This is a genomic window from Streptomyces sp. NPDC001728, assembly GCF_040297565.1.
Taxonomy (GTDB): domain Bacteria; phylum Actinomycetota; class Actinomycetes; order Streptomycetales; family Streptomycetaceae; genus Streptomyces.
The window spans coordinates 478293-498974 of record NZ_JBEOZK010000001.1 but is presented as its reverse complement, the minus strand read 5'-3'; the positions used below and the strand labels follow the sequence as shown (position 1 = coordinate 498974).

Below are 20682 nucleotides of genomic sequence, written 5' to 3'. Positions count from 1 at the left end.
TACCGGCTCCGGGGGGTGGGGGTGTGATGGGTCGGCTTGGGGTGGAACGGGGGGAGGGGAGTACCGGATCGCCGGTGCTCCCCTCCCCCGTACGCGGGACTCCCTCGCGTACGACGCCCGTCAGCTGTCGCCCGTGCGCTCGCCCAGCGTCACCGTGGCCGTCTCCGTCTTGCCGTCCCGCTCGTACGTGATCTTGACCTGGTCGCCCGGCTTGTGGGTCCAGATCTCACTGATCAGCGTCCGGCCGCTGTCGATCTGGTGGTCGCCGAAGCCCGTGATCACGTCGCCCGACTTCAGACCGGCCTTCGCCGCCGGGCCGCTCGGGGTGACCGCGGGGGTGCCGCCGGAGCCCTGGGAGGCGATCGTGGCGCCGTCGCCCTTCTCGTTCATGTTCACCGTCGCGCCGATCACCGGGTACACCGGCTTGCCCGTCTTGATCAGCTGCTGGGCCACGTTCTTCGCCTGGTTGACCGGGATCGCGAAGCCGAGGCCGATCGAGCCCGCCTGGGACTGGCCGAAGCCGCTGCCGGTGGACTGGATCGCCGAGTTGATGCCGATCACCGCGCCGCTCGCGTCGAGCAGCGGGCCGCCCGAGTTGCCCGGGTTGATCGACGCGTCCGTCTGCAGTGCGCTCATGTACGAGCTGCTGCCGCCGGAGCCGTCACCCGAGGCCACCGGACGGTTCTTGGCACTGATGATGCCGGTCGTCACCGTGTTCGACAGGCCGAACGGCGCGCCGATCGCGATCGTCGAGTCGCCGACCGCCACCTTGTCCGAGTCACCCAGCGGCAGCGGCTTCAGCTTCTTCGGCGCGTTCGTGAGCTTCAGTACGGCCACGTCGTAGCCCTCGGCCCGGCCCACGACCTGCGCGTCGTACGACTTGCCGTCCGCGAAGGTCACGGAGAGCGTGCCGCCGTCCGCAGCCGACGCCACCACGTGGTTGTTGGTGACGATGTGGCCCTCCTGGTCGTACACGAAGCCCGTGCCCGTACCGCCCTCGCCCTGCGACCCGCCGGACTTCGCCTGGATCGTGACCACGCTCGGCAGCGCCTGCGCCGCGACCGCCGCGACCGTCCCCGGCTCCCGCTTGAAGGAAGCCGGCGCCTCGCCCGAGGAGACCGTCGTCGAGCTCACGCCGTCGTCGCCGCGCTGCGCCGCCCAGTAGCCGATGCCGCCGCCGACACCGCCCGCCACGAGCGCCGCGACCAGGACCGCCGCCACGACGCCGCCGGTCCGCCTGCGCGGTGCGCCGGGAGCGGCGGGCGCGGGCTGCTGCGGGGCGCCCCAGGCCGGTACGGCCGGCGGGGGCGGCGGCCAGCCACCCGTCGCTCCGGCCGCGACCGGCTCGGGAGCGGCCGGAGCGGGGTGGCCGGGGGCCGTGGGCGGGTGGTACGCCGGGGCCGCAGGCAGCGGCTGGGTCTGCGCCGGGGCGGGGGCGGGGGCGGGAGTCGCCTCCGGCTTCGCTCCCGGCGCCTGCGTCGGCTCGTGCGCCGGTTCCTGTCTCGGCTCGTGCGTCGGCTCGTGCGCCGCCGGCGCGGGAGGCGTCCCCGGCGTCGGAGGCGTCGCCGGGGAGGGAGGCGTCGCCGGGGAGGGAGGCGTCGCCGGTGCGGACGAGGCGGACTGGTCCGCCGGAACCGCCGTGCCCTCGTTCTCGGTGCTCACAGCTCGCTCTCCTCATTGACTGCGCGGGGTGGTGGTACCTAGGTGGTCCCCTACTGGCCCCTACTGGTCCCGTACCGGTCCCAAAGGCTCCAGGGTGCTGCACCAGCTTTTCCCACAGGACGTCAGGCCGCCGTAAGGCGGAGCTGTGCGTTCGCACCCCCACCTTTATATAGGGACAGAACGGACTCCTTCCGGTGTGCCCGCGCCGCCTCGCCAATGGCACCATGACGCCGTGACTCACGCACGGCAGCACCCACACCGCGTCCCCCTCCAGGTCGTCGCCCACCGTGGAGCATCCGAGGACGCACCGGAACACACCCTGGCCGCCTATGTGAAGGCCATCGAGGACGGCGCCGACGCCCTGGAGTGCGACGTCCGTCTCACCGCCGACGGCCATCTCGTCTGCGTCCACGACCGGCGCGTCGACCGCACCTCGAACGGCCGCGGCGCCGTCTCCGCCCTGGAACTCGCCGACCTCGCCGCGCTCGACTTCGGCACCTGGAAGGGCCGCGACGACTCCGGCGAGAGCCCCGACCGGCGGGACCCCGGGTCCACCTCCGTCCTCACCCTGGAGCGCCTCCTGGAGCTGGTCTCCGACGCCGGGCGCAGGGTCGAGCTGGCCATCGAGACCAAGCACCCCACCCGCTGGGCGGGCCAGGTCGAGGAGCGGCTCCTCCACCTCCTCAAGCGTTTCGGCCTCGACGCGCCCGCGTCCCCCGCCGACTCCCCCGTACGCGTCATGAGCTTCTCGGCCCGCTCCCTGGCCCGGATCGCCACCGCCGCGCCGACGCTGCCCACCGTCTCGCTCACCCAGTTCGTCTCGCCGCGGCTGCGCGACGGACGGCTCCCCGCGGGCGCGCGCATCGCGGGGCCCTCGATCCGGATCGTGCGGCACCACCCCGCCGTGATCCTGCGGCTCCAGAAGGCCGGGCACCAGGTACACGTCTGGACGGTCGACGAGGAGGAGGACGTGGAACTCTGCGAGCGACTCGGCGTGGATGCGATCATCACGAACCGTCCCAAGCAGGTTCTCTCCCAGCTCGGCCGCGGCTGATCCCCGCACCCCCCTGACCCCCTCCTTTCCCTTGTGCCACAAGGGCCCACATGACGTAAGGGGTGTGCCCCGGCGCATTCCGTACGTACGCGATCGTCACGAGTGCCTCATCGAACGCGGATTGGCCGGTTTCCGGTCCAGGCCATTGGGGCATCCACACGGTGGCGTGGGGCAAAGGAGGTCTCGGGGGTGGCGTTGGTGGTGGCACAGGAGGTGCCCACGTCGTCGAGCATGGCCGTACCCCATGGCCCTGCGGGCGTGGGTGAGGCGCGACACCGGATGCGGGACGAGCTGTACCGCAGCGGGGTGTCCGATTCGGTCGTCGACGACGCGGTGCTGATCCTTTCCGAGCTGCTCAGCAATGCCTGGCGGTACGGCAGGCCGCTGGGACGGGCGGATCGGGGCGACGGGGATGTACGGGCGGCCTGGCGGGTGGACCCCGCGGGCGGACTCAGGGTCGAGGTCACCGACGGCGGAGGCCCGACGCGACCCGTCCCGTCGACGCCCTCGGTCACCGCACGGGGCGGTCGCGGGCTGAACATCATCAGCGCGCTGGCCCAGGACTGGGGCGTACGGGACAGCGCGACCGGCGAGGTCACGGTCTGGGTGGTGGTCACCGAAGGACACCGCCGCGAGGACTTCGCGACCCGCGTCGGAGCCGGCTCGGGCTTCGACTTCCTGGACGCGTACGACGATCTGGACTGACCACGGGGCGGAACCGACCACAGGGCCGACCACGGGGCGGAACCGACCACGGGCCCGACGTGACCGCACCACGCACGGCCCCGACCGGCCGTCGCGGCCCGCCTGAAGGGCCGTGGTGTCCCGTGCGACTAGGCTCGCGGCCGAAACAGACACCGCACGCCGCGATCGGGAGAAAGCCACACCATGGCCAAGAAGCGCCCCCAGACGAAGGCCGGCAAGGCCGGCCAGGCACAGGTCACCAGCGGGGAGATCCCGGTCGTCGGCGCGCGCGAGCCGTGCCCGTGCGGTTCGGGCCGCCGCTACAAGGCGTGTCACGGCCGGGCCGCCGCGCACGCCGTGACCGAGCTCGTCCAGCGCCCCTTCGAGGGCCTGCCCGGCGAGTGCGACTGGGTCGCGCTGCGCGAGCTGGTGCCCGCCGCCACCGTGCCGCTCACCCTGAAGGGCGGCCTCCCGGAGGGCGTACCGTCCGTGACGCTCGCGACCGTGCTGCCGATGGCGTGGCCCGCGCTCCGCCGCGACGACGGCTCCGTGCTGCTCGCCCTGCAGAACGACTCCACCTCCGGCGACCTCGCCCGCGACCTCGCCGACACGCTCCAGCGCGCCCTCGAGGTCGAGCCGGGCACCCCGGTCCCCGCCCGCCGCGTCCCCGCAGAGGGCCCGCGCCTCCAGGACCTGCTGGACGCCGACGCCGCGTTCGCCCCGGAGGTCCACACCGGGTTCGAGTTCTGGATCCCGAAGTCCGCCGACGGCGCCGACCCGGAGGTCGCCGCCTCCCTGGAGCGGGCCAACGCCGCCGCGATCCCGACCGTGAAGCTGGACAGCGTCGACTCGGCGTACTGGTGCGAGACCCCGGACAAGAACCACCTGCGCTGGGTCATGCCGTACCCGGAGGAGAAGCTGCTCGACGCCCTCGCCCGCCTCCAGGCCGGCGAAGGCACCTCCCTCGGCGCGGACACCCGGCTCGTCGGTTCGTTCCGCGCCCACGGCCTGATGGTCCCGGTGTGGGACCTGCCGACCTCGATGACGGCGGAGGAGTGCGAGAAGCCGGCCGCCGAGTTCGCCGAGCGGCTCGCCGGGGCGCTCGCCTCGGACGCCCCGCTGACGGCGGAGGAGCGGCGCGCGCGGGGCGGTCTCACGAACCGTCAGGTCACTCTCAGCTGATACCCCAGGCGGTATCGGTGACTGACAGACCGACCAGTCGGTGACTTCCGCCACAACCCGGTCTGCGGACGGGTAAATCCCTGTCCGAATAACCGAGATCGAATTTGCGAACAGCAGATCTCTTGTTACCGTTCTGGAAGCCCGGTCGCTGGTGCATCCCCCGTCGCCAGCGACCGGGCCTTTCCATGTCCGCTTCCGGCAGGGCCGAAGCGTCGACGCTCAACTTCCTTCGCTGTCCGCGGTGTTGCTGCCCGCCCGCAGAAGCAGCGGGGTGCTGTCCCCCTCGCCGCTGCCCGCGAATTCCGCGACCGCCGTATACGCCGTGGCCGCGCCGCGCCCCCGCTCCCTGGGGGTTTCGCAGGTCCCCGGTTCGTCCTGCGCCGGTACGGCACAGCGGACTTGTACGGTCCGCCCACCGGGCGCCATCAGGGTCAGAAACGCGTCGAGCTGCTGGCCGGCCGCGTTCCGGTAGTACGTGCGCGCCCAGGTGTCGGGCCCCTCGGCGAGGACGCAGGTCTGTGCTTCGACCCCGTCGGGGGAGGCCAGTTCCGGCCCACAGTTCGTGACCCGCTCCGGGAGCCCCGGAGCGGCTGGGGCGGCGGGGGTGGACGGGGCGGGGGACGCGGGTCTACGGGATCCGAGGCCGAGCCCCTCCAGCAGATCCCCGGCACCGCCACGTGCCTTCGCGTCGTCTCCGGCCCCCGCTTTCGCGTCCGCCGGTCGTACGGGTTCCCCGGTCGGCCCCGCCATCGCGACGAGCGGCAGCAGGACGGCGACCGTGACGACGGCCCCGAGTCCGATCACACGAAGGTTCACCGGACCCATGCGCCCCACCTGCTCCTGCTCGGCCGGAGATCTCGGGCAGGAGATCTCGAACGGTGGGCTGAACATAGCGGCGGCGGGCGTGCGCCCGGTCGGCCGCACGCCCGTTTCCCGGAGAAGTGGACCAGGACGCACCCGTTCGGGTGAACGTCCGGGCCCGTCAGTACGCCAGCCGGCTCCCGCCGCCCGGTGTGCTCGTGCTCGCCTCCACCAGCGCGTCCACGACCGCCTCGACGTCCGGCAGCCACGGCCGGGCCGATCCCGCGAGCGGGGCCCGCTCCCACCGCACCCGTCCGGTGCCGGAGACCGAGGGCGGCAGAAGCAGATAGCCGCCCTCTCCATGGAACCGCAGGGAACTCGGCACGCTGTCCTTCGCGTACAGCAGCTCGCCGAGCCGTTCGAGGCCGTACGGGGCGACCAGGATCGACCACCGGGTCGGGGTCGCGACGACCGGGCCGAGCCGCATGCCCATCGCGTCGAGCGCGGCGAGCGCCCGGGCGCCGGCCGGCGCGGGCAGGCTGACCGCGCAGGGCGCGCCGCCGCCCGTGGCGAGGAGCACCGGGGCGTCGGGGCGCCGGGTCCACCACCAGCGGATCATGCGCTCGTCCGTGGTGGCCGCGAGCAGACCGGGGTCGTAGGGGTGGGCGCCGGGCACCACGCAGTCGGGATCGGGGCAGGCGCAGGCCGGCCCCGACGCAGCGGGGTTCGCCGCTCCCGCCCCTGAGGGTGCGGCGACCGCCCCCGAGGGAGCGGAGCCAGGCTCGACCGCGCGGGCCGTCGGCCGCCCCAGGCCCATGGCCGTACGGGCCGTCGCGCCCAGGTCCCCCGACCTACGGGCTTTCGTTCTCAGGCCCACTCCCGGCAGGACGGGCCAGTCCCACTCGACGGCGAAGGCGACCGCCGCGTCGAGCCGGGCGGTCCTCGCCTTGCGCCGGAACCGGAGCCTGCGTCGCCTTCCGAGGATCTCGCGCATGAGCGCTCGTTCCTTTCCGTTGAACGCCGAATCCATCCACATCACACCATGTGCAGGACATTTCACCGTGCGTATCAGCGCGTACCGGGTCGGCGGGGTCCCGGCCCCGTCGCAGCGGGACCGTCCGGGCCGTCACCAGGTGGAAACCACGTGGAGCCAGGTCAGAACGAGGTGGAGCCGGGTCAGCACCAGAGGCGGGTCAGAACACGTTCCCCGCCACTCGGTGACGGGCTGCGGCCTGCGGCATATAAGACGCCGGGGTTCCGCGTCGCGTTCCAGGACAGCTCCAACTGCCCCTGCCTGTCACCGATTACGTACCCAGCACGCTCGGAATGACGCGCTTTCAAACGACGCCAGTCGACCGCAAAAGGTGCACACCGGGGACAATTTTCGGCCAACTTCCCGCCGACTTCAACCCTCTCGCACGACCTCACGGACACCACAAGTCCCGTGGGGACAATGCTGGACATCGTTCCGCTTGTGCGTGTACATGTGGATGCATCGAGCGGCTCAGGATGACATGGGGGTTTGCGATGCTATGGCGTCAAACGCACCGGTCGGAAAGCCGACTGACATGAGCGCCCCACAGATGCCGAAAGTGGCCGGAATCGACTCCACGGTTCCCGTGCCCCCGCACACTACGGCGCCCCTCCCCGGGGTCCCCGCGGCGGCGGCACCCTCCGACCCGGTCCCCCCGCCCGGGGCGCTGATCCAGGACCGCCTGGCGGCCTGGGTCTCCGACCTCACCACCCTCCACGAACTCACCGAGCGCCTCATCAGGACGGCCTCCCTCGACGGGGCCCTCCGCGAGGTGCTCGGCGCGGGCGCCGCCCTGGTCGGGGCCCGCCGCGGCATGGCGGTGCTCGAACCGGCCGACGGCCTCGGCCCCGCGTCCACCATCGGACTCGGCCTCGCCCACTCCGACCTCGGGATCATCGAGACCGTCCCGCGCGGCACCAGCAGTTACGGCCGCCTCCTGGACGGCCTCCGCGATCCGGCCCGCCCCGAGCGGGTGCCGGACCCGATCGCCATCCCCGACGTCCGCACCGAGGAAGGCCTCGACCCGCGCCACCGCGAGGTCGCCGCCCGCCTCGGCTACGCCGCCAGCTACGCCCTGCCCCTCGCCACCGAGGAGGCCGGCCGGCTCGGCGCGGCCGTCTGGCTCTACGACGAGCCCGCCGAACCCACCGACCGGCAGCGCCACCTCATCGGGCTCTACGGCCGTCTCGCCACCGAGCACCTCGCCCGTCTCCTCCAGGTCGAGCGTGCCAGCGTCCGGGTCTCGACCGTCGCCGAGGAACTGCTCCCCAGTCGGCTCCCCCGCGTCCCCGGCGTCCAGCTCGCCGCCCGCCACCGCACCGGACCCCGGGGCGGCGGCGACTGGTACGACGCGCTGCCGCTGCCCGAGGGCGCCCTCGGGCTCTCCGTCGGCTCCGTCACCGGGACCGGCCCCAGCGCGCTCGCCGCCATGGGACGGCTGCGCGCCTCTCTCCGGGCGTACGCGGTGATGGAGGGCGAGGACCCTGTCGCCGTCCTCTCCGACCTGGAACTCCTGCTCCGGCTCACCGAACCGGCCCGCTCGGCGACCGCGCTCTTCGCGTACGCCGAACCCGCGCGGCGCCGGATCGTCCTGTCCGGGGCCGGGCACGCGCCGCCGCTGGTCATCGGTGAGCGGCGCACCGAGTTCGTCGAGACCTCGCTCTCGGCCCCGCTCGGGATGCTCTCCTGCTGGGAGGCGCCCAGCGTGGAGCTGTCCCCGGCACCAGGAGAAACGGTGCTTCTCTACACGGACGGGCTGCTGCGCCGTACCGGCGACGCCATGGACCGCGCCTTCGCACGGCTCCACGCGGCGGCGGTGAGCGTGCCGAAGGCGGACCGGGACGACCCGGGGGCGATCGCCGACCACATTCTGCGGACCCTGCTGCCCGAGGGCCTGGACCGGGGCGGGGACGACGAGGACGTGGTCCTGCTCGCCGCCCGCTTCGAGTGAGCGGCCCGGCGCGAAACCGTAGGCGGCGATAACCGGAGCGGGACATTCCGGTAATGGGCCTTCCGGCCCTGGGCCCCCTTCCGTACGACCGTACGATGGTGGGGGTTCAGTGTCGTACCAAGAGGAGGCAGACCCGTGGCCGAGGAGCTCACGCCGGAGACCCCGGAAGAGACTGAGGAACAGGCGATCAAGCAGCGGAAGAACGGCCTGTACCCGGGCGTCTCCGACGAGCTGGCCGAGAACATGAAGTCCGGCTGGGCCGACACCGAGCTGCACGGCCTGGCGCCGATCGCCCAGGCCGACAAGACCGCCGCGCGCCGCGCCGCGCTCTCCGCCCGCTTCCCGGGCGAGCGCCTGGTGATCCCGGCGGGCAACCTGAAGACCCGGTCGAACGACACCGAGTACGCCTTCCGCGCGTCCACCGAGTACGCGTACCTCACCGGCGACCAGACCCAGGACGGCGTCCTCGTGCTGGAGCCGGTGAAGGACGGGCACAAGGCGACGATCTACCTGCTGCCGCGCTCCGACCGCGAGAACGGCGAGTTCTGGCTCGACGGCCAGGGCGAGCTGTGGGTCGGCCGCCGCCACTCCCTCACCGAGGCCGAGCAGCTTCTCGGCGTCCCCGCCAAGGACGTCCGCGAGCTGGCCGAGGCGCTGCGCGAGGCCACCGGCCCCGTCCGCAACGTCCGCGGCCACGACGCCGGCATCGAGGCCGCGCTGAGCGACAAGGTCACCGCCGAGCGCGACGAGGAACTCCGCGTCCACCTCTCCGAGGCCCGCCTCGTCAAGGACTCCTTCGAGATCGCCGAGCTGGAGAAGGCCTGCGCCTCCACCGCCCGCGGCTTCGAGGACGTCGTCAAGGTCCTCGACAAGGCCGAGGCCACCAGCGAGCGCTACATCGAGGGAACCTTCTTCCTGCGCGCCCGCGTCGAGGGCAACGACATCGGCTACGGCTCCATCTGCGCCGCCGGCCCGCACGCCACCACCCTGCACTGGGTCCGCAACGACGGCGACGTGCGCTCCGGCGACCTGCTGCTGCTCGACGCCGGCGTGGAGACCACCGAGCTGTACACCGCGGACATCACCCGCACCCTGCCGGTCAACGGCCGGTACACCGAGCTCCAGCGCAAGATCTACGACGCCGTGTACGAGGCGCAGGAGGCCGGCATCGCCGCGGTGAAGCCCGGCGCCGCCTACCGCGACTTCCACGACGCCGCCCAGCGCGTGCTGACCGAGAAGCTCGTCGAGTGGGGCCTCGTCGAGGGCCCGGTCGAGCGCGTCCTCGAGCTCGGCCTCCAGCGCCGCTGGACCCTGCACGGCACCGGTCACATGCTCGGCATGGACGTCCACGACTGCGCCGCCGCGCGCACCGAGATGTACGTGGACACCACGCTGGAGCCGGGCATGTGCCTGACCGTCGAGCCGGGTCTGTACTTCCAGGCCGACGACCTGACCGTGCCGGAGGAGTACCGCGGCATCGGCGTCCGGATCGAGGACGACATCCTCGTCACCGAGGACGGCAACCGGAACCTCTCGGACGGGCTGCCGCGCCGTTCCGACGAGGTCGAGGCGTGGATGGCCGCGCTGAAGGGCTGATCCCCGCGTACGTTGGGAACCGAAGGGCCCCCGCCGACCGACCGGCGGGGGCCCTTCCCCGTGCCCGGTGTCCCGTACGGCGCCCGCGCGGATCACGCCGGGGGCCGGCCTTCGGGGGCCACACCGCCGGCCGGCCTTCGGAGATCACGCCAGCAGCAGGGAAGGGCTGTCCCGCCATTTCAGGATCTTGTCGAAGCTGACCACCGCGCCGCCGCGGCCCGAGCGGTTGCCGAACTGGACGTGATCGGCCAGCTCCTCGATCAGGCGCAGCCCTCTGCCGTGCTCGGCGTCGTCCGAAGGCGCGGCAGGCACTTCGCGGCCGGGGAAGCCCGGACCCGAGTCGGCCACCTCGATGCGGCAGGTCTCGCCGTCCAGATACGCCGTCACCCGATACGCCCCGCCGGGCGCGCGGGAGCCGCCCCCGCCGCCGCCGTGCTCGACCGCGTTGGCACAGGCCTCGGTCAGCGCCACCGACAGCTCGTAGGACACATCGGGATCGACACCCGCCGTCTCCATCGTGCCCAGCAGCAGCCTCCGGGCCAGCGGCACACTCGCCGCCTCCCGCCGCAGATGGAGTGACCACCAGATGCTCATGCTCCAGCCTCCCGGCAGCGGCTCGACATACCGATACCTATTGCCGGACGGAACCCCTCGTAAGCGCCGAAGGGCGTCAAGAGCGCTCGTTCGGCGGATGCACCACGCCGGTACGCCGGTGTATGTCGCCGCGAAGACCCCCAAGAGGCCCAAGAACGACCTTACGGACCTGCCTCCTGCCGGTGCCGCCCGTGGTGCGATGATGGGCCCGCCATGACTGCCCCCGCGCTCGCTCCACGGCTGCTGAGGGCCGCGGTGTTCACCGCGGTCTGCGTCGTGCTGTCCGCGCTCGGGCACGCCCTGGCCGCCTGCGCGGGGATCGCCCTGTGGACCCTTCTCGCCGGATTCCTCGGGGTCTTCGGGGTCACGGTGCTCCTCGCCGGACGCGACCGCTCCCTCGGCTTCGTGGTCGGCGCCCTCACCGGCGGCCAGCTCGCCCTGCACGTCCTCTTCGGCCTCGGGCAGCGCCAGCTCACGCTGAGCCCCCAGGCCGACGACGCCCTCGTCCGGATGGCCGCCCGGCTGGTCTGCGGAGCGGGCACCTCGTCCCTCGACGCGACCGACGCCACCCGCATCATCCGCGACGCGGGACTCGACCCGGCCGCCGCCGGCGCCCACGCCCACATGGGACACACGGCCACCGCCGTCCCGGCCGGTGAACTGCTGCCCGGACTGCCCATGCTCCTCGGGCACCTGCTCGCCGCCCTCGCGACGGGCTGGCTGCTGCGGCGCGGCGACCGCGCCCTCGTCCGGCTCGTCGAACTCTCCGAACAGGGCGCGACGGAACTCGCCGAGTGCGCCTTCGTCCGCTCGCTGCGAGCCGCCCTGCGTCTCGTACGGGCCCTCCTCACCGGCCTCTCCGCCGCCCCGCGCACGGGCCCGGCGCACGCCGTCCGTACCGCCTTCGACTCCTCGCCGCCGCCGGTGGCCGAGGCCCTCCAGCACTCGGTGATCAGGCGCGGTCCGCCCGCCGCCGACTGCGTCCTCGCTGCCTGACGCAGCCCGGCGCAGCCCGCCGCGGACCGCTCAACGGGAGCGGGACCGCGCTCGTCCGCACGCCACAGGACCGGGATTCCCCCCGGGTCCTCCCGGGTTCCCCCTCCCGCGTGCCGGACCCACCGTCTTCCTCTCCGAGCTGGAGTGTCTTCTGCCGTGACCGTCTCCCGTTTCTCCGCCACCCGGGTCGCCCTCGCCGGCGGCATCGCCCTCTCCTCCGTCGTGCTGCTGTCGGGCACGGCCTTCGCGCACGTGAGCGTGCAGCCGCAGGGCGAGGCCGCCAAGGGCGGCTACGCCACCGTCAACATCAAGGTCCCGAACGAGCGCGACGACGCCTCCACCGTGAAGCTGGAGGTCAACTTCCCGCTCGACCACCCGCTCGCCTCCGTCATGCCGCAGCCCATCCCCGGCTGGAAGGCCGTGGTGACCAAGAGCAAGCTCAGCAAGCCGCTGGAGCTGCACGGCAAGACCATCAACGAGGCCGTCTCCAAGGTGACCTGGACCGCCGACGGCTCGAAGATCGGCCCCGGCCAGTTCCAGCAGTTCCCGCTCTCCCTCGGCCAGTTGCCCGAGGACGCCGACCAGCTCGTCCTCAAGGCCATCCAGACGTACGACAACAAGGAGGTCGTGCGCTGGATCGAGGAGCAGAAGGAGGGCGCGGAGGAGCCGCAGAACCCCGCCCCCGTCCTGAAGCTCTCCGCCGCCTCCGAGGACCACCACGGCGGCGCCGCCCCGTCCGCCACGACCGACGGGAAGGCCGGCCACGACGAGAAGGCCGCGGAGAAGGAGACGGCCGCCGCCGACTCCTCCGACACCACGGCCCGGATCCTCGGTGTCATCGGCATCCTCGCCGGTGTCGCCGGTGTCGCCTTCGGTATCCTCGCCGGCCGCCGCCGCTCGGCCTGACGGCCGCCCCTCATCCAGAGCACCCGGAAAGAAGCGGAAAGAATCAGCATGTCCGCAGAGAAGACACCCACCCCGAAGCCCGGGGACGACGGCGCCGCCCGCCCCGGGCGGCGCACCCCGCTGATCGTCGCCACGGTCGCGATCGTCGCCGCGCTGGGCATCACCGCGGCCGTCGGCCTCGGCGACGACGACAAGCCCACCGGCGGGGGCGCCGGCTCGGTCGCCGTGGTCTCCGGCGGTGACGACACCACCAAGGCCGCCACCGTCCTCGACCGGCCGTTCACCAAGCCCGCGCTCGTCCTCACCGACACCAAGGGCCAGAAGTACGACCTGCGGGAGCGGACCAAGGGCAAGCCGACGCTCATCTACTTCGGCTACACGCACTGCCCCGACGTCTGCCCCCTGACGATGAGCAACATCGCCATCGCCAAGAAGCAGCTCCCCAAGGCGGACCAGGACAAGCTCCAGGTCGTCTTCGTCACCACCGACCCCGAGCGGGACACCTCGGCCGAGCTGGCCAAGTGGCTGCCCGCCGCGGGCGACTCCTCCTTCACCGGTCTCACCGGCGACTTCTCCGCCATCCAGGCGGGCGCCCGGCAGATCGGCATCGGCATCGACCCGGCGAAGAAGGACAAGGACGGCAAGGTCGTCTCCATGCACGGAGCACAGGTGATCGCCTTCTCGCCGACGACCGACCAGGGCTACGTCCTGTACGGCGAGGACGCGAGCGTCGACGACTACGCCAAGGACCTGCCGAAGCTCATCAAGGGGGAGAACCCGTGAACCGCCGCACCACCGCCCTGTCCGCCTCCGTGGCTCTCGCCGCCGCACTCGCCATATCCGGGTGTTCGTCCTCGTCCGACGGGGACAAGCCCCAGCTCAAGGTCAGCGGCGCGTTCATGCCGCAGCCGGTGATGGACATGGCCGGCGGCTTCCTCACCATCACCAACGACAGCGCCACCGCCGACAAGCTCACCTCGGTCACCAGCACCCTCTCCGACGACGTCACGATCCACGAGACGAAGAACCAGAAGATGCAGGAGGTGAAGTCCTTCGACATCCCCGCGAACGGGGAGCTGAAGCTCGCACGTGGTGGCAACCACATCATGTTCATGGAGCTGAAGCAGAAGCCGAAGCAGGGCGAGAAGGTCAGCATCGAGCTCCACTTCGAGAAGTCCGACCCCATCAAGGTCGAGCTTCCCGTCGAAGCCGCCAACCACAACCCGCAGTAGCACCCAGCGCGTTGACGGAGTTCATACAGAACTGACGGAGTGACCCAGAGATGACAACCACCGCCCCGCGCCTCGGTACCGCCCTGGCCCGGCTGCTGATCCTCGCGGCCGCGCTGCTCGGCGCGCTGCTCGCCGGTGCCGCCCCCGCGTCCGCGCACGCGGCGCTGACCGGAAGCGATCCGAAGGACGGGGCGGTGGTCGCCACCGCTCCCAAGGAGGTCAACCTCACCTTCTCCGAACAGGTCGCCATGAGCCCCGACTCGATCCGGGTCCTCGACCCGGCGGGCCGCCGGGCCGACACCGGCGAGATAATCAACCTGTGCAGCGACTCCGTCGTCCGTTACGGCGTCGCACTGCGCGCCGGACTGCCCGACGGCACCTACACGGTGGCCTGGCAGACCGTCTCGGCCGACAGCCACCCCATCTCGGGCGCCTTCACCTTCTCCATCGGCGCCCCGTCCACGACGTCCGTCGCGCTGCCCGACCGGACGGCCGGCGGCGGACTCGTCGGCGCCCTCTACGGCATCGCGCGCTACCTCTCGTACGCGGGCTTCGCCGTCCTCGTCGGCGGCGGCGCCTTCGTCCTGGTCTGCTGGCCGCGCGGCGCGAGCGTCCGGCCCGTCCAGCAGACCGTGGTCCGGGGCTGGCTGACCCTCACCGGCGCCACCCTCGCCATGCTGCTCCTGCGCAGCCCGTACACCGGCTCCGGCGAACTCTCCGACGCCTTCGACCTGGCCGGTCTGAAGGCCGTCCTGGAGACGAAGACCGGGGCGGCGCTCACCTCCCGGCTGCTGCTGCTCGGCGCGGCGGCGCTCTTCGTCGCCGTCCTCTTCGGTGCCTATGCCCGGCGCACCGACCCGAAGGAGAAGAAGGACCTCGCCTTCGGTCTCGGCATCGGCGGCACCGTCGTCGCCGCGGGGATCGCCGGCACCTGGGCCCTGGCCGAGCACGCCTCGACCGGTATCCAGCCCGGTATCGCCATGCCGGTCGACATCCTGCACCTGCTGGCCGTCGCCGCCTGGCTCGGTGGACTCACGGTGCTGCTCGTCGCCCTCTACCGGGCCCCGAGTGTCCCGCGCGCGGCGGTCGAACGCTTCTCCAGGGTGGCCTTCGGCTCCGTGGCCGTCCTCGCGGCCACCGGGATCTACCAGTCCTGGCGACAGGTCGGTTCCTGGTCGGCGCTCACCGGGACCCGCTACGGGCAGCTGCTGCTCGTCAAGGTCGGCCTGCTGACCGTCCTGATCGGCATCGCCTGGATCTCCCGCCGCTGGACCCAGCGCCTGGCCGCCCCGGCAACGTCCGAGGAAGAGGCCAGGGAAGAGGACACGGAGGAGGCTCGGGAAGAGGACGCGGAGGAAGCCCGGGAGGAAGCCGAGGAGCAGGCGGAAGCCGCCGATCCCGCGCGGGCCGCGCAGCTCGCCCGGCAGCGGGCCGCCGTCGCCACCGCGCGGCGCAAGCGCGAGCGGGACGCCGACCCCGAGCGGGCCGGTCTGCGCCGCTCGGTGCTGACCGAGGCGGCCGTCGCCGTCGTCCTCCTCGCCGTGACCACCGTGCTCACCTCGACCGAGCCCGGCCGCACCGAGGAGGAGGCGGGCCGCGGCACCTCCGCCGCCGGTCCGGCCGCCGTGCCCGACCGGCCCGTCGACATCCGGCTGCCCTTCGACACCGGCGGCGTCGACGGCAAGGGCGTCGTCCGGCTCAGCCTCGACCCCGGCCGCACCGGCGCCAACGCGCTCCACCTCTTCGTCGAGCGCCCCAACGGCAAGCCGCTGGACGTCCCGGAGATCAAGGTGGCCCTCACCCTGGAGGCAAAGGACATCGGCCCGCTGCCCATCGCCCCCGACCGGATCCAGACCGGACACTGGAGCGCGAGCGGCGTCCAGATCCCGATGCCCGGGGAGTGGCGGATCCAGGTGACCGTCCGTACCTCCGAGATCGACCAGACCACCATCGAGAAGAACGTGAAGATCGGCTGACCCGTGAGCGAGAACGACAACCTTGAGATCTCCCGGCGGCGCCTGCTCGGCACCGTCGGCGCGGCGGGCGCGGCCGGGCTCGTCATCGGCGCGGCCGGTGGCGTCGGAGTCTCCGCCGCGGTGTCGGGCGACGACACCGCGTCCGGGACCGGCGCCGGCGGCGCCGGGGCGCTGGCCTCCGTCGGTTCCACCGAGGTGATGTTTCACGGGAAACATCAGGCCGGCATCACCACGCCCCTCCAGTCCCGCGGGCATCTGGTCGCCTTCGACCTCGCCCCGGGCGCCGGGCGCAAGGAGGCCGTCGCGCTGCTGCGCCGCTGGTCGGCGACGGCGAAGACGCTGATGTCGGGGAAGGCCCCGGCCGGGGACACGGGTGTCGCGCTCGACGCGGGCCCGTCCTCCCTCACGGTCACCTTCGGCTTCGGCCGTACCTTCTTCGACCGCACCGGGCTGATCACGCGCCGCCCCATGGCGCTCGACCCGCTGCCGGCCTTCTCCTCCGACGCGCTGGACGCGCGACGCTCGGAGGGCGATCTGTGGGTGCAGATCGGCGCCGACGACGCACTGGTCGCCTTCCACGCGCTGCGCGCGATCCAGAAGGACGCGGGCGACGCGGCCCGGGTGCGCTGGCAGATGAACGGCTTCAACCGCTCGGCCGGTGCCACGGCGAAGCCGATGACCGCACGCAATCTGATGGGACAGGTCGACGGCACGAGGAACCCGAAGCCCACCGAGCCCGACTTCGACCGGCGGATCTTCGTCCCGGCCGGGACGACCGGCGCGGCGGAGTGGATGGCCGGAGGTTCGTACGCGGTGGTGCGCCGGATCCGGATGCTGCTCGACGACTGGGAGAAGCTGCCGTCGGGACAGCAGGAGCAGGTCATCGGGCGCCGGAAGTCCGACGGGGCCCCGCTCACCGGCGGTACGGAGACCACCCCGCTCGACCTGAACAAGTTCGGGCCGGACGGGAAGCTGGTGATCCCGGACAACGCCCACGCCCGGATCTCCGCCCCCGAACAGAACGGCGGGGCGGCGATGCTGCGCAGGCCGTTCTCCTTCCACGACGGCATCGCTCCCGACGGGACGCCGGACGCCGGTCTCCTCTTCGTCTGCTGGCAGGCCGATCCGCTCAGGGGCTTCGTCCCGGTGCAGCGCAAGCTGGACCGGGGCGACGCGCTGTCCGCCTTCATCCGCCACGAGGCCAGCGGGCTCTTCGCGGTCCCGGGCGGCCCGGCCGAGGGCGAGTACGTGGGCCAGCGCCTCCTGGAGTCCTGACCTCCGGCCCCGACGGCCCACCGGCACATGGCTCCCGCCGGACGGGCCGCCCGTGGCCCCCGGGCCCACTAGGGTGACGGTATGTCCGCCAACCGGTTCACGTATCTCGGCCCCGAGGGCACCTTCACCGAGGCCGCGCTGCGTACGCTGCCCGAGGCCGCGACGAGGGAACTCGTCCCCATGGTCTCGGTCCCGGCCGCGCTCGACGCCGTACGGAACGGGGACGCCGCCGCCGCGCTCGTGCCGATCGAGAACTCGGTCGAGGGCGGGGTGACGGCCACCCTCGACGAGCTGGCCTCCGGCAAGCCGCTGATGATCTACCGCGAGGTGCTGCTGCCGATCGCCTTCGCCCTGCTCGTCCGGCCCGGGACCAGGCTCTCGGAGATCAAGACGGTGACGGGTCACCCGGTGGCCCAGCCGCAGGTGCGGAACTGGCTGCGGGCCAATCTGCCCGAGGCCGTGTGGGAGTCGGCGGCCTCCAACGCGGACGGCGCGCGGCTCGTGCAGGAGGGCCGCTTCGACGCCGCCTTCGCGGGGGAGTTCGCGGCGGCGACGTACGGTCTCGAAGCGCTGGTCACCGAGATCCATGACGCGGAGAACGCAGAGACGCGTTTCGTGCTGGTGGGCCGGCCGGCCCGGCCGGCGGCTCCGACGGGTGCGGACAAGACCTCGGTGGTGCTGTGGCTGGGTGACGATCATCCGGGTGCCCTCCTCGAACTGCTCCAGGAATTCGCGGTGCGCGGGGTGAACCTGATGCTGATCCAGTCCCGGCCCACGGGGGCGGGGATCGGGAACTACTGCTTCGCCGTGGACGCCGAGGGCCATATCTCGGACCGCCGGGTGGGCGAGGCGCTGATGGGGCTCAAGCGGATGTGCCCCCAGGTGCGCTTCCTCGGCTCGTACCCGAGGGCGGGCGTCGTGGTCGAGGACGTACGGGCGCTGCGGCGCGGTACCTCGGACAGTGAGTTCATGGCGGCCTCCGACTGGCTGGCGAGGGCCCAGGACGGTCGGGCCTGATCAGAGGATGACCGAACGCTCCCGAAGGCGGGAGCGTTCGTCCACAGGTACGAACCACTAGTCCTACCTGCATATTTTTCAGTTACCCACAGCAGTTATCCACAGGCTCCGCACTCGACCTGGGGACAAGTCGACAGCTCGCCTCGACAAGGTCGACAAATCGCCCCAGTCACACCCCCGGGCACCCTCGGCTGTCCACAGCGCCGCCCCAACACCCCTGTCAGCACTCGGCGTCCGAGCAACTCGTTGGAGCGAGCGGAGTAAGCAATTCCCACCCAAATGAGTGCCTCAATGGCGTTTGATCACGGAATTCCCAGGCTGACGGCGGGAAATCCCCACGATCTCCTTCGTTGTCCACAGATCTTCCGCACAGCCTGTGGATAACTGAATCCCCTGCCCCGCTCCCGGTATTTTCACGGGTATCAATTCGGGCGAAACGTCACGCGTGACAACACGCGTGACGTTATCCGGTGGGGGCGGGCGAACACGCACCGGTAGCCTGGTGGGGTGATTGACCTTCGCCTGCTCCGTGAGGACCCCGACCGTGTTCGCGCCTCCCAGCGCGCCCGTGGAGAGGACGTCGCGCTCGTCGACGCCCTGCTCTCCGCCGATGAACGGCGCAGGTCGTCCGGCGTCCGCTTCGACGAGCTCCGATCCGAGCAGAAGGCGCTCGGCAAGCTGATCCCCAGGGCCACCCCCGAGGAGCGCGCCGAGCTCCTCCAGAAGGCCGAGCAGCTCAAGACCGACGTCAAGGCCGCCGAGGCCGAGCAGAACGAGGCCGACGAGACGGCCAAGCAGCTGCTCCTCCAGCTCGGGAACATCGTCCACACGGACGTGCCCGTGGGCGGCGAGGAGGACTTCGTCGTCCTGGAGACGCACGGCACCATCCGCGACTTCGCCGCCGAGGGCTTCGAGCCCAAGGACCACCTGGAGCTGGGCGAAGCGCTCGGCGCCATCGACGTGGAGCGGGGCGCCAAGGTCTCCGGCTCGCGCTTCTACTACCTGACCGGCGTGGGCGCCCTGCTGGAGCTCGCCCTGGTCAACGCCGCCATCGCGCAGGCCACCGAGGCCGGCTTCATCCCCATGCTGACCCCGGCGCTGGTCCGTCCGCGCGCGATGGAGGGCACCGGATTCCTCGGCCAGGCCGCGGAGAACGTGTACCACCTGGAGAAGGACGACTACTACCTCGTCGGCACGTCCGAGGTGCCCCTCGCGGCGTACCACATGGACGAGATCATCGACGCGGACAAGCTGCCGCTGCGGTACGCGGGCTTCTCGCCCTGCTTCCGCCGCGAGGCCGGCACGTACGGCAAGGACACCCGCGGCATCTTCCGCGTCCACCAGTTCGACAAGGTCGAGATGTTCTCGTACGTCGCGCCGGAGGACGCCGAGGCCGAGCACCAGCGCCTCCTGGAGTGGGAGAAGCAGTGGCTGACCGGTCTTGAGCTGCCCTTCCAGGTGATCGACGTCGCCACCGGCGACCTCGGCGCCTCCGCCTCCCGCAAGTTCGACTGCGAGGCGTGGATCCCGACCCAGGGCAAGTACCGCGAGCTGACCTCGGCCTCGAACTGCGACAGCTTCCAGGCCCGTCGCCTCTCCGTCCGCATGCGCGAGGAGCAGGGCGGCAAGAAGACCGTGCAGCCGCTGGCCACGCTGAACGGCACGCTGTGCGCCGTACCGCGCACGATCGTGGCGATCCTGGAGAACCACCAGCTGCCCGACGGTTCGGTGCGGGTGCCCGAGGTGCTGCGCCCCTACCTCGGCGGCCGTGAGGTCCTGGAGCCGATCGCCAAGTGAGCCCCTTCCCCTACCGCCTGGTCGCGACGGATCTCGACGGCACGCTGCTGCGCGCCGACGAGTCCGTCTCGGACCGTACGCGGGACGCGCTCGCCGCCGTCACGGAGGCGGGCGCCGCGCACATCGTCGTCACCGGCCGGGCGGTGCCCTGGACCCGGCACATCCTGGACGACCTCGGCTACGAGGGCATCGCGGTGTGCGGGCAGGGCGCGCAGGTCTACCACGCGGGCGAGCACCGGCTGCTCACCTCGCTGACCCTGGACCGGCAGCTGGCCGGGCTCGCCCTCTCCAAGATCGAGGCGGAGGTGGGCCCGCTGGCGCTGGCCGCGAGCCGTGACGGTCTGGAGGGCGAGGTCCTGGTCGGGGCCGGCTACCAGGCCCAGGAAGGGCCGCTGCCGTACGTGCCGTACCAGGATCCGGCGGAGGTGTGGTCGGCGCCGCTGACCAAGCTCTACATCCAGCACCCGACACTGACGGACGACGAGCTGACCCGGGCCGCCCGGGAGACCGTCGGCGGTCTCGTGGACATCGTCATGGCCGGGCCCGGGATCGTGGAGATCCTTCCGCTCGGCCTGAGCAAGGCGACGGGTCTGTCGCTCGCGGCGCGCCGGCTGGGTGTGAAGGGGGCGGAGACGATCGCGTTCGGCGACATGCCGAACGACATCCCCATGTTCGGCTGGGCGGCCCACGGCGTGGCCATGGGCAACGCGCACGCCGAGCTGCGGGCCGTGGCGGACGAGGTGACCACCTCGAACGAGAAGGACGGCATCGCCGTCGTCCTGGAGCGCCTGCTGTCGGTCTGACCCGTCTTCGGGAAAGACCTGCTGTCGGTCTGACCCACTTCGGGAAAGAGAAGGGGCGGCCCGTGCGGACACCGTCCGCGCGCTCGAAGTGGCCGCCCCTCCTTCCGGGGGATCCCCCGTGCC

General features: G+C 72.1%; 18 protein-coding genes. 14 read left to right on the top strand and 4 right to left on the bottom strand.

Annotated elements, in window-relative coordinates:
- Nucleotides 1-120: 120 nt before the first annotated feature.
- On the bottom strand, nucleotides 121-1662 hold the full coding sequence (locus ABT154_RS02225; RefSeq protein ID WP_351851721.1) for a S1C family serine protease: 1542 nt from the start codon (nucleotides 1660-1662) through the stop codon (nucleotides 121-123).
- 232 nt (nucleotides 1663-1894) lie between these two features.
- Between ABT154_RS02225 and ABT154_RS02220 the strand changes: the two genes are divergently transcribed.
- From ABT154_RS02220 to ABT154_RS02210, 3 genes are all read left to right on the top strand, one after another.
- Nucleotides 1895-2716: a glycerophosphodiester phosphodiesterase gene (locus ABT154_RS02220; RefSeq protein ID WP_351851719.1), complete on the top strand. Its 822-nt coding sequence runs from the start codon at nucleotides 1895-1897 to the stop codon at nucleotides 2714-2716.
- Between the two features lie 102 nt (nucleotides 2717-2818).
- Complete coding sequence (locus ABT154_RS02215) at nucleotides 2819-3421, top strand: ATP-binding protein (RefSeq protein WP_351851718.1); 603 nt, start codon at nucleotides 2819-2821, stop codon at nucleotides 3419-3421.
- A 183-nt stretch (nucleotides 3422-3604) separates the two neighbouring features.
- Nucleotides 3605-4582 carry a DUF5926 family protein gene (locus ABT154_RS02210; protein ID WP_351851716.1) on the top strand — a complete coding sequence of 326 codons (978 nt, stop codon included), beginning with the start codon at nucleotides 3605-3607 and terminating at the stop codon, nucleotides 4580-4582.
- A gap of 219 nt (nucleotides 4583-4801) precedes the next feature.
- On the opposite strand, the gene ABT154_RS02205 is transcribed toward ABT154_RS02210, so the two are convergent.
- Nucleotides 4802-5407 (bottom strand): hypothetical protein, encoded by a 606-nt coding sequence (locus ABT154_RS02205; protein ID WP_351851714.1) that lies wholly within the window; start codon nucleotides 5405-5407, stop codon nucleotides 4802-4804.
- A 157-nt stretch (nucleotides 5408-5564) separates the two neighbouring features.
- Nucleotides 5565-6377 carry a bifunctional DNA primase/polymerase gene (locus ABT154_RS02200; RefSeq protein WP_351851711.1) on the bottom strand — a complete coding sequence of 271 codons (813 nt, stop codon included), beginning with the start codon at nucleotides 6375-6377 and terminating at the stop codon, nucleotides 5565-5567.
- A 538-nt stretch (nucleotides 6378-6915) separates the two neighbouring features.
- Here ABT154_RS02200 and ABT154_RS02195 point away from each other — a divergent pair.
- Nucleotides 6916-8367: a PP2C family protein-serine/threonine phosphatase gene (locus ABT154_RS02195; RefSeq protein WP_351851708.1), complete on the top strand. Its 1452-nt coding sequence runs from the start codon at nucleotides 6916-6918 to the stop codon at nucleotides 8365-8367.
- A gap of 135 nt (nucleotides 8368-8502) precedes the next feature.
- Complete coding sequence (locus ABT154_RS02190) at nucleotides 8503-9963, top strand: aminopeptidase P family protein (RefSeq protein WP_351851706.1); 1461 nt, start codon at nucleotides 8503-8505, stop codon at nucleotides 9961-9963.
- 144 nt (nucleotides 9964-10107) lie between these two features.
- Here the strand turns inward: ABT154_RS02190 and ABT154_RS02185 are convergent, their stop codons facing one another.
- On the bottom strand, nucleotides 10108-10557 hold the full coding sequence (locus tag ABT154_RS02185) for an ATP-binding protein (RefSeq protein WP_351851704.1): 450 nt from the start codon (nucleotides 10555-10557) through the stop codon (nucleotides 10108-10110).
- A gap of 213 nt (nucleotides 10558-10770) precedes the next feature.
- Here ABT154_RS02185 and ABT154_RS02180 point away from each other — a divergent pair, with 213 nt between their 5' ends.
- From ABT154_RS02180 to ABT154_RS02140, 9 genes are all read left to right on the top strand, one after another.
- Entirely contained in the window at nucleotides 10771-11553 is a 783-nt protein-coding gene (locus tag ABT154_RS02180; RefSeq protein ID WP_332435481.1) for a hypothetical protein, read from the top strand.
- 156 nt (nucleotides 11554-11709) lie between these two features.
- The gene (locus tag ABT154_RS02175) at nucleotides 11710-12459 is read left to right on the top strand and encodes a YcnI family copper-binding membrane protein (protein WP_351851700.1); all 750 of its coding nucleotides are present in this window, start codon (nucleotides 11710-11712) and stop codon (nucleotides 12457-12459) included.
- 48 nt (nucleotides 12460-12507) lie between these two features.
- Nucleotides 12508-13242 (top strand): SCO family protein, encoded by a 735-nt coding sequence (locus ABT154_RS02170; protein ID WP_351851698.1) that lies wholly within the window; start codon nucleotides 12508-12510, stop codon nucleotides 13240-13242.
- Nucleotides 13239-13691 (top strand): copper chaperone PCu(A)C, encoded by a 453-nt coding sequence (locus ABT154_RS02165; RefSeq protein WP_351851695.1) that lies wholly within the window; start codon nucleotides 13239-13241, stop codon nucleotides 13689-13691. Before ABT154_RS02170 ends, ABT154_RS02165 begins: the two co-directional genes overlap by 4 nt.
- 50 nt (nucleotides 13692-13741) lie before the next feature.
- Nucleotides 13742-15667 carry a copper resistance CopC/CopD family protein gene (locus ABT154_RS02160; RefSeq protein ID WP_351851693.1) on the top strand — a complete coding sequence of 642 codons (1926 nt, stop codon included), beginning with the start codon at nucleotides 13742-13744 and terminating at the stop codon, nucleotides 15665-15667.
- Nucleotides 15668-15670: 3 nt separating this feature from the next.
- A complete protein-coding gene (gene efeB, locus ABT154_RS02155) occupies nucleotides 15671-16942 on the top strand; it encodes an iron uptake transporter deferrochelatase/peroxidase subunit (RefSeq protein ID WP_351851691.1) in 1272 nt (423 codons plus the stop codon).
- Between the two features lie 81 nt (nucleotides 16943-17023).
- Nucleotides 17024-17959, top strand: a complete 936-nt coding sequence (pheA, locus tag ABT154_RS02150) for a prephenate dehydratase (protein WP_351851689.1) — start codon at nucleotides 17024-17026, stop codon at nucleotides 17957-17959.
- A gap of 507 nt (nucleotides 17960-18466) precedes the next feature.
- Nucleotides 18467-19756, top strand: coding sequence for a serine--tRNA ligase (gene serS / locus ABT154_RS02145; protein WP_317874465.1), 1290 nt, complete (start codon nucleotides 18467-18469; stop codon nucleotides 19754-19756).
- On the top strand, nucleotides 19753-20559 hold the full coding sequence (locus tag ABT154_RS02140) for an HAD family hydrolase (RefSeq protein ID WP_351851686.1): 807 nt from the start codon (nucleotides 19753-19755) through the stop codon (nucleotides 20557-20559). The genes serS and ABT154_RS02140 overlap by 4 nt, the downstream gene beginning before the upstream one ends.
- Nucleotides 20560-20682 lie beyond the last annotated feature (123 nt).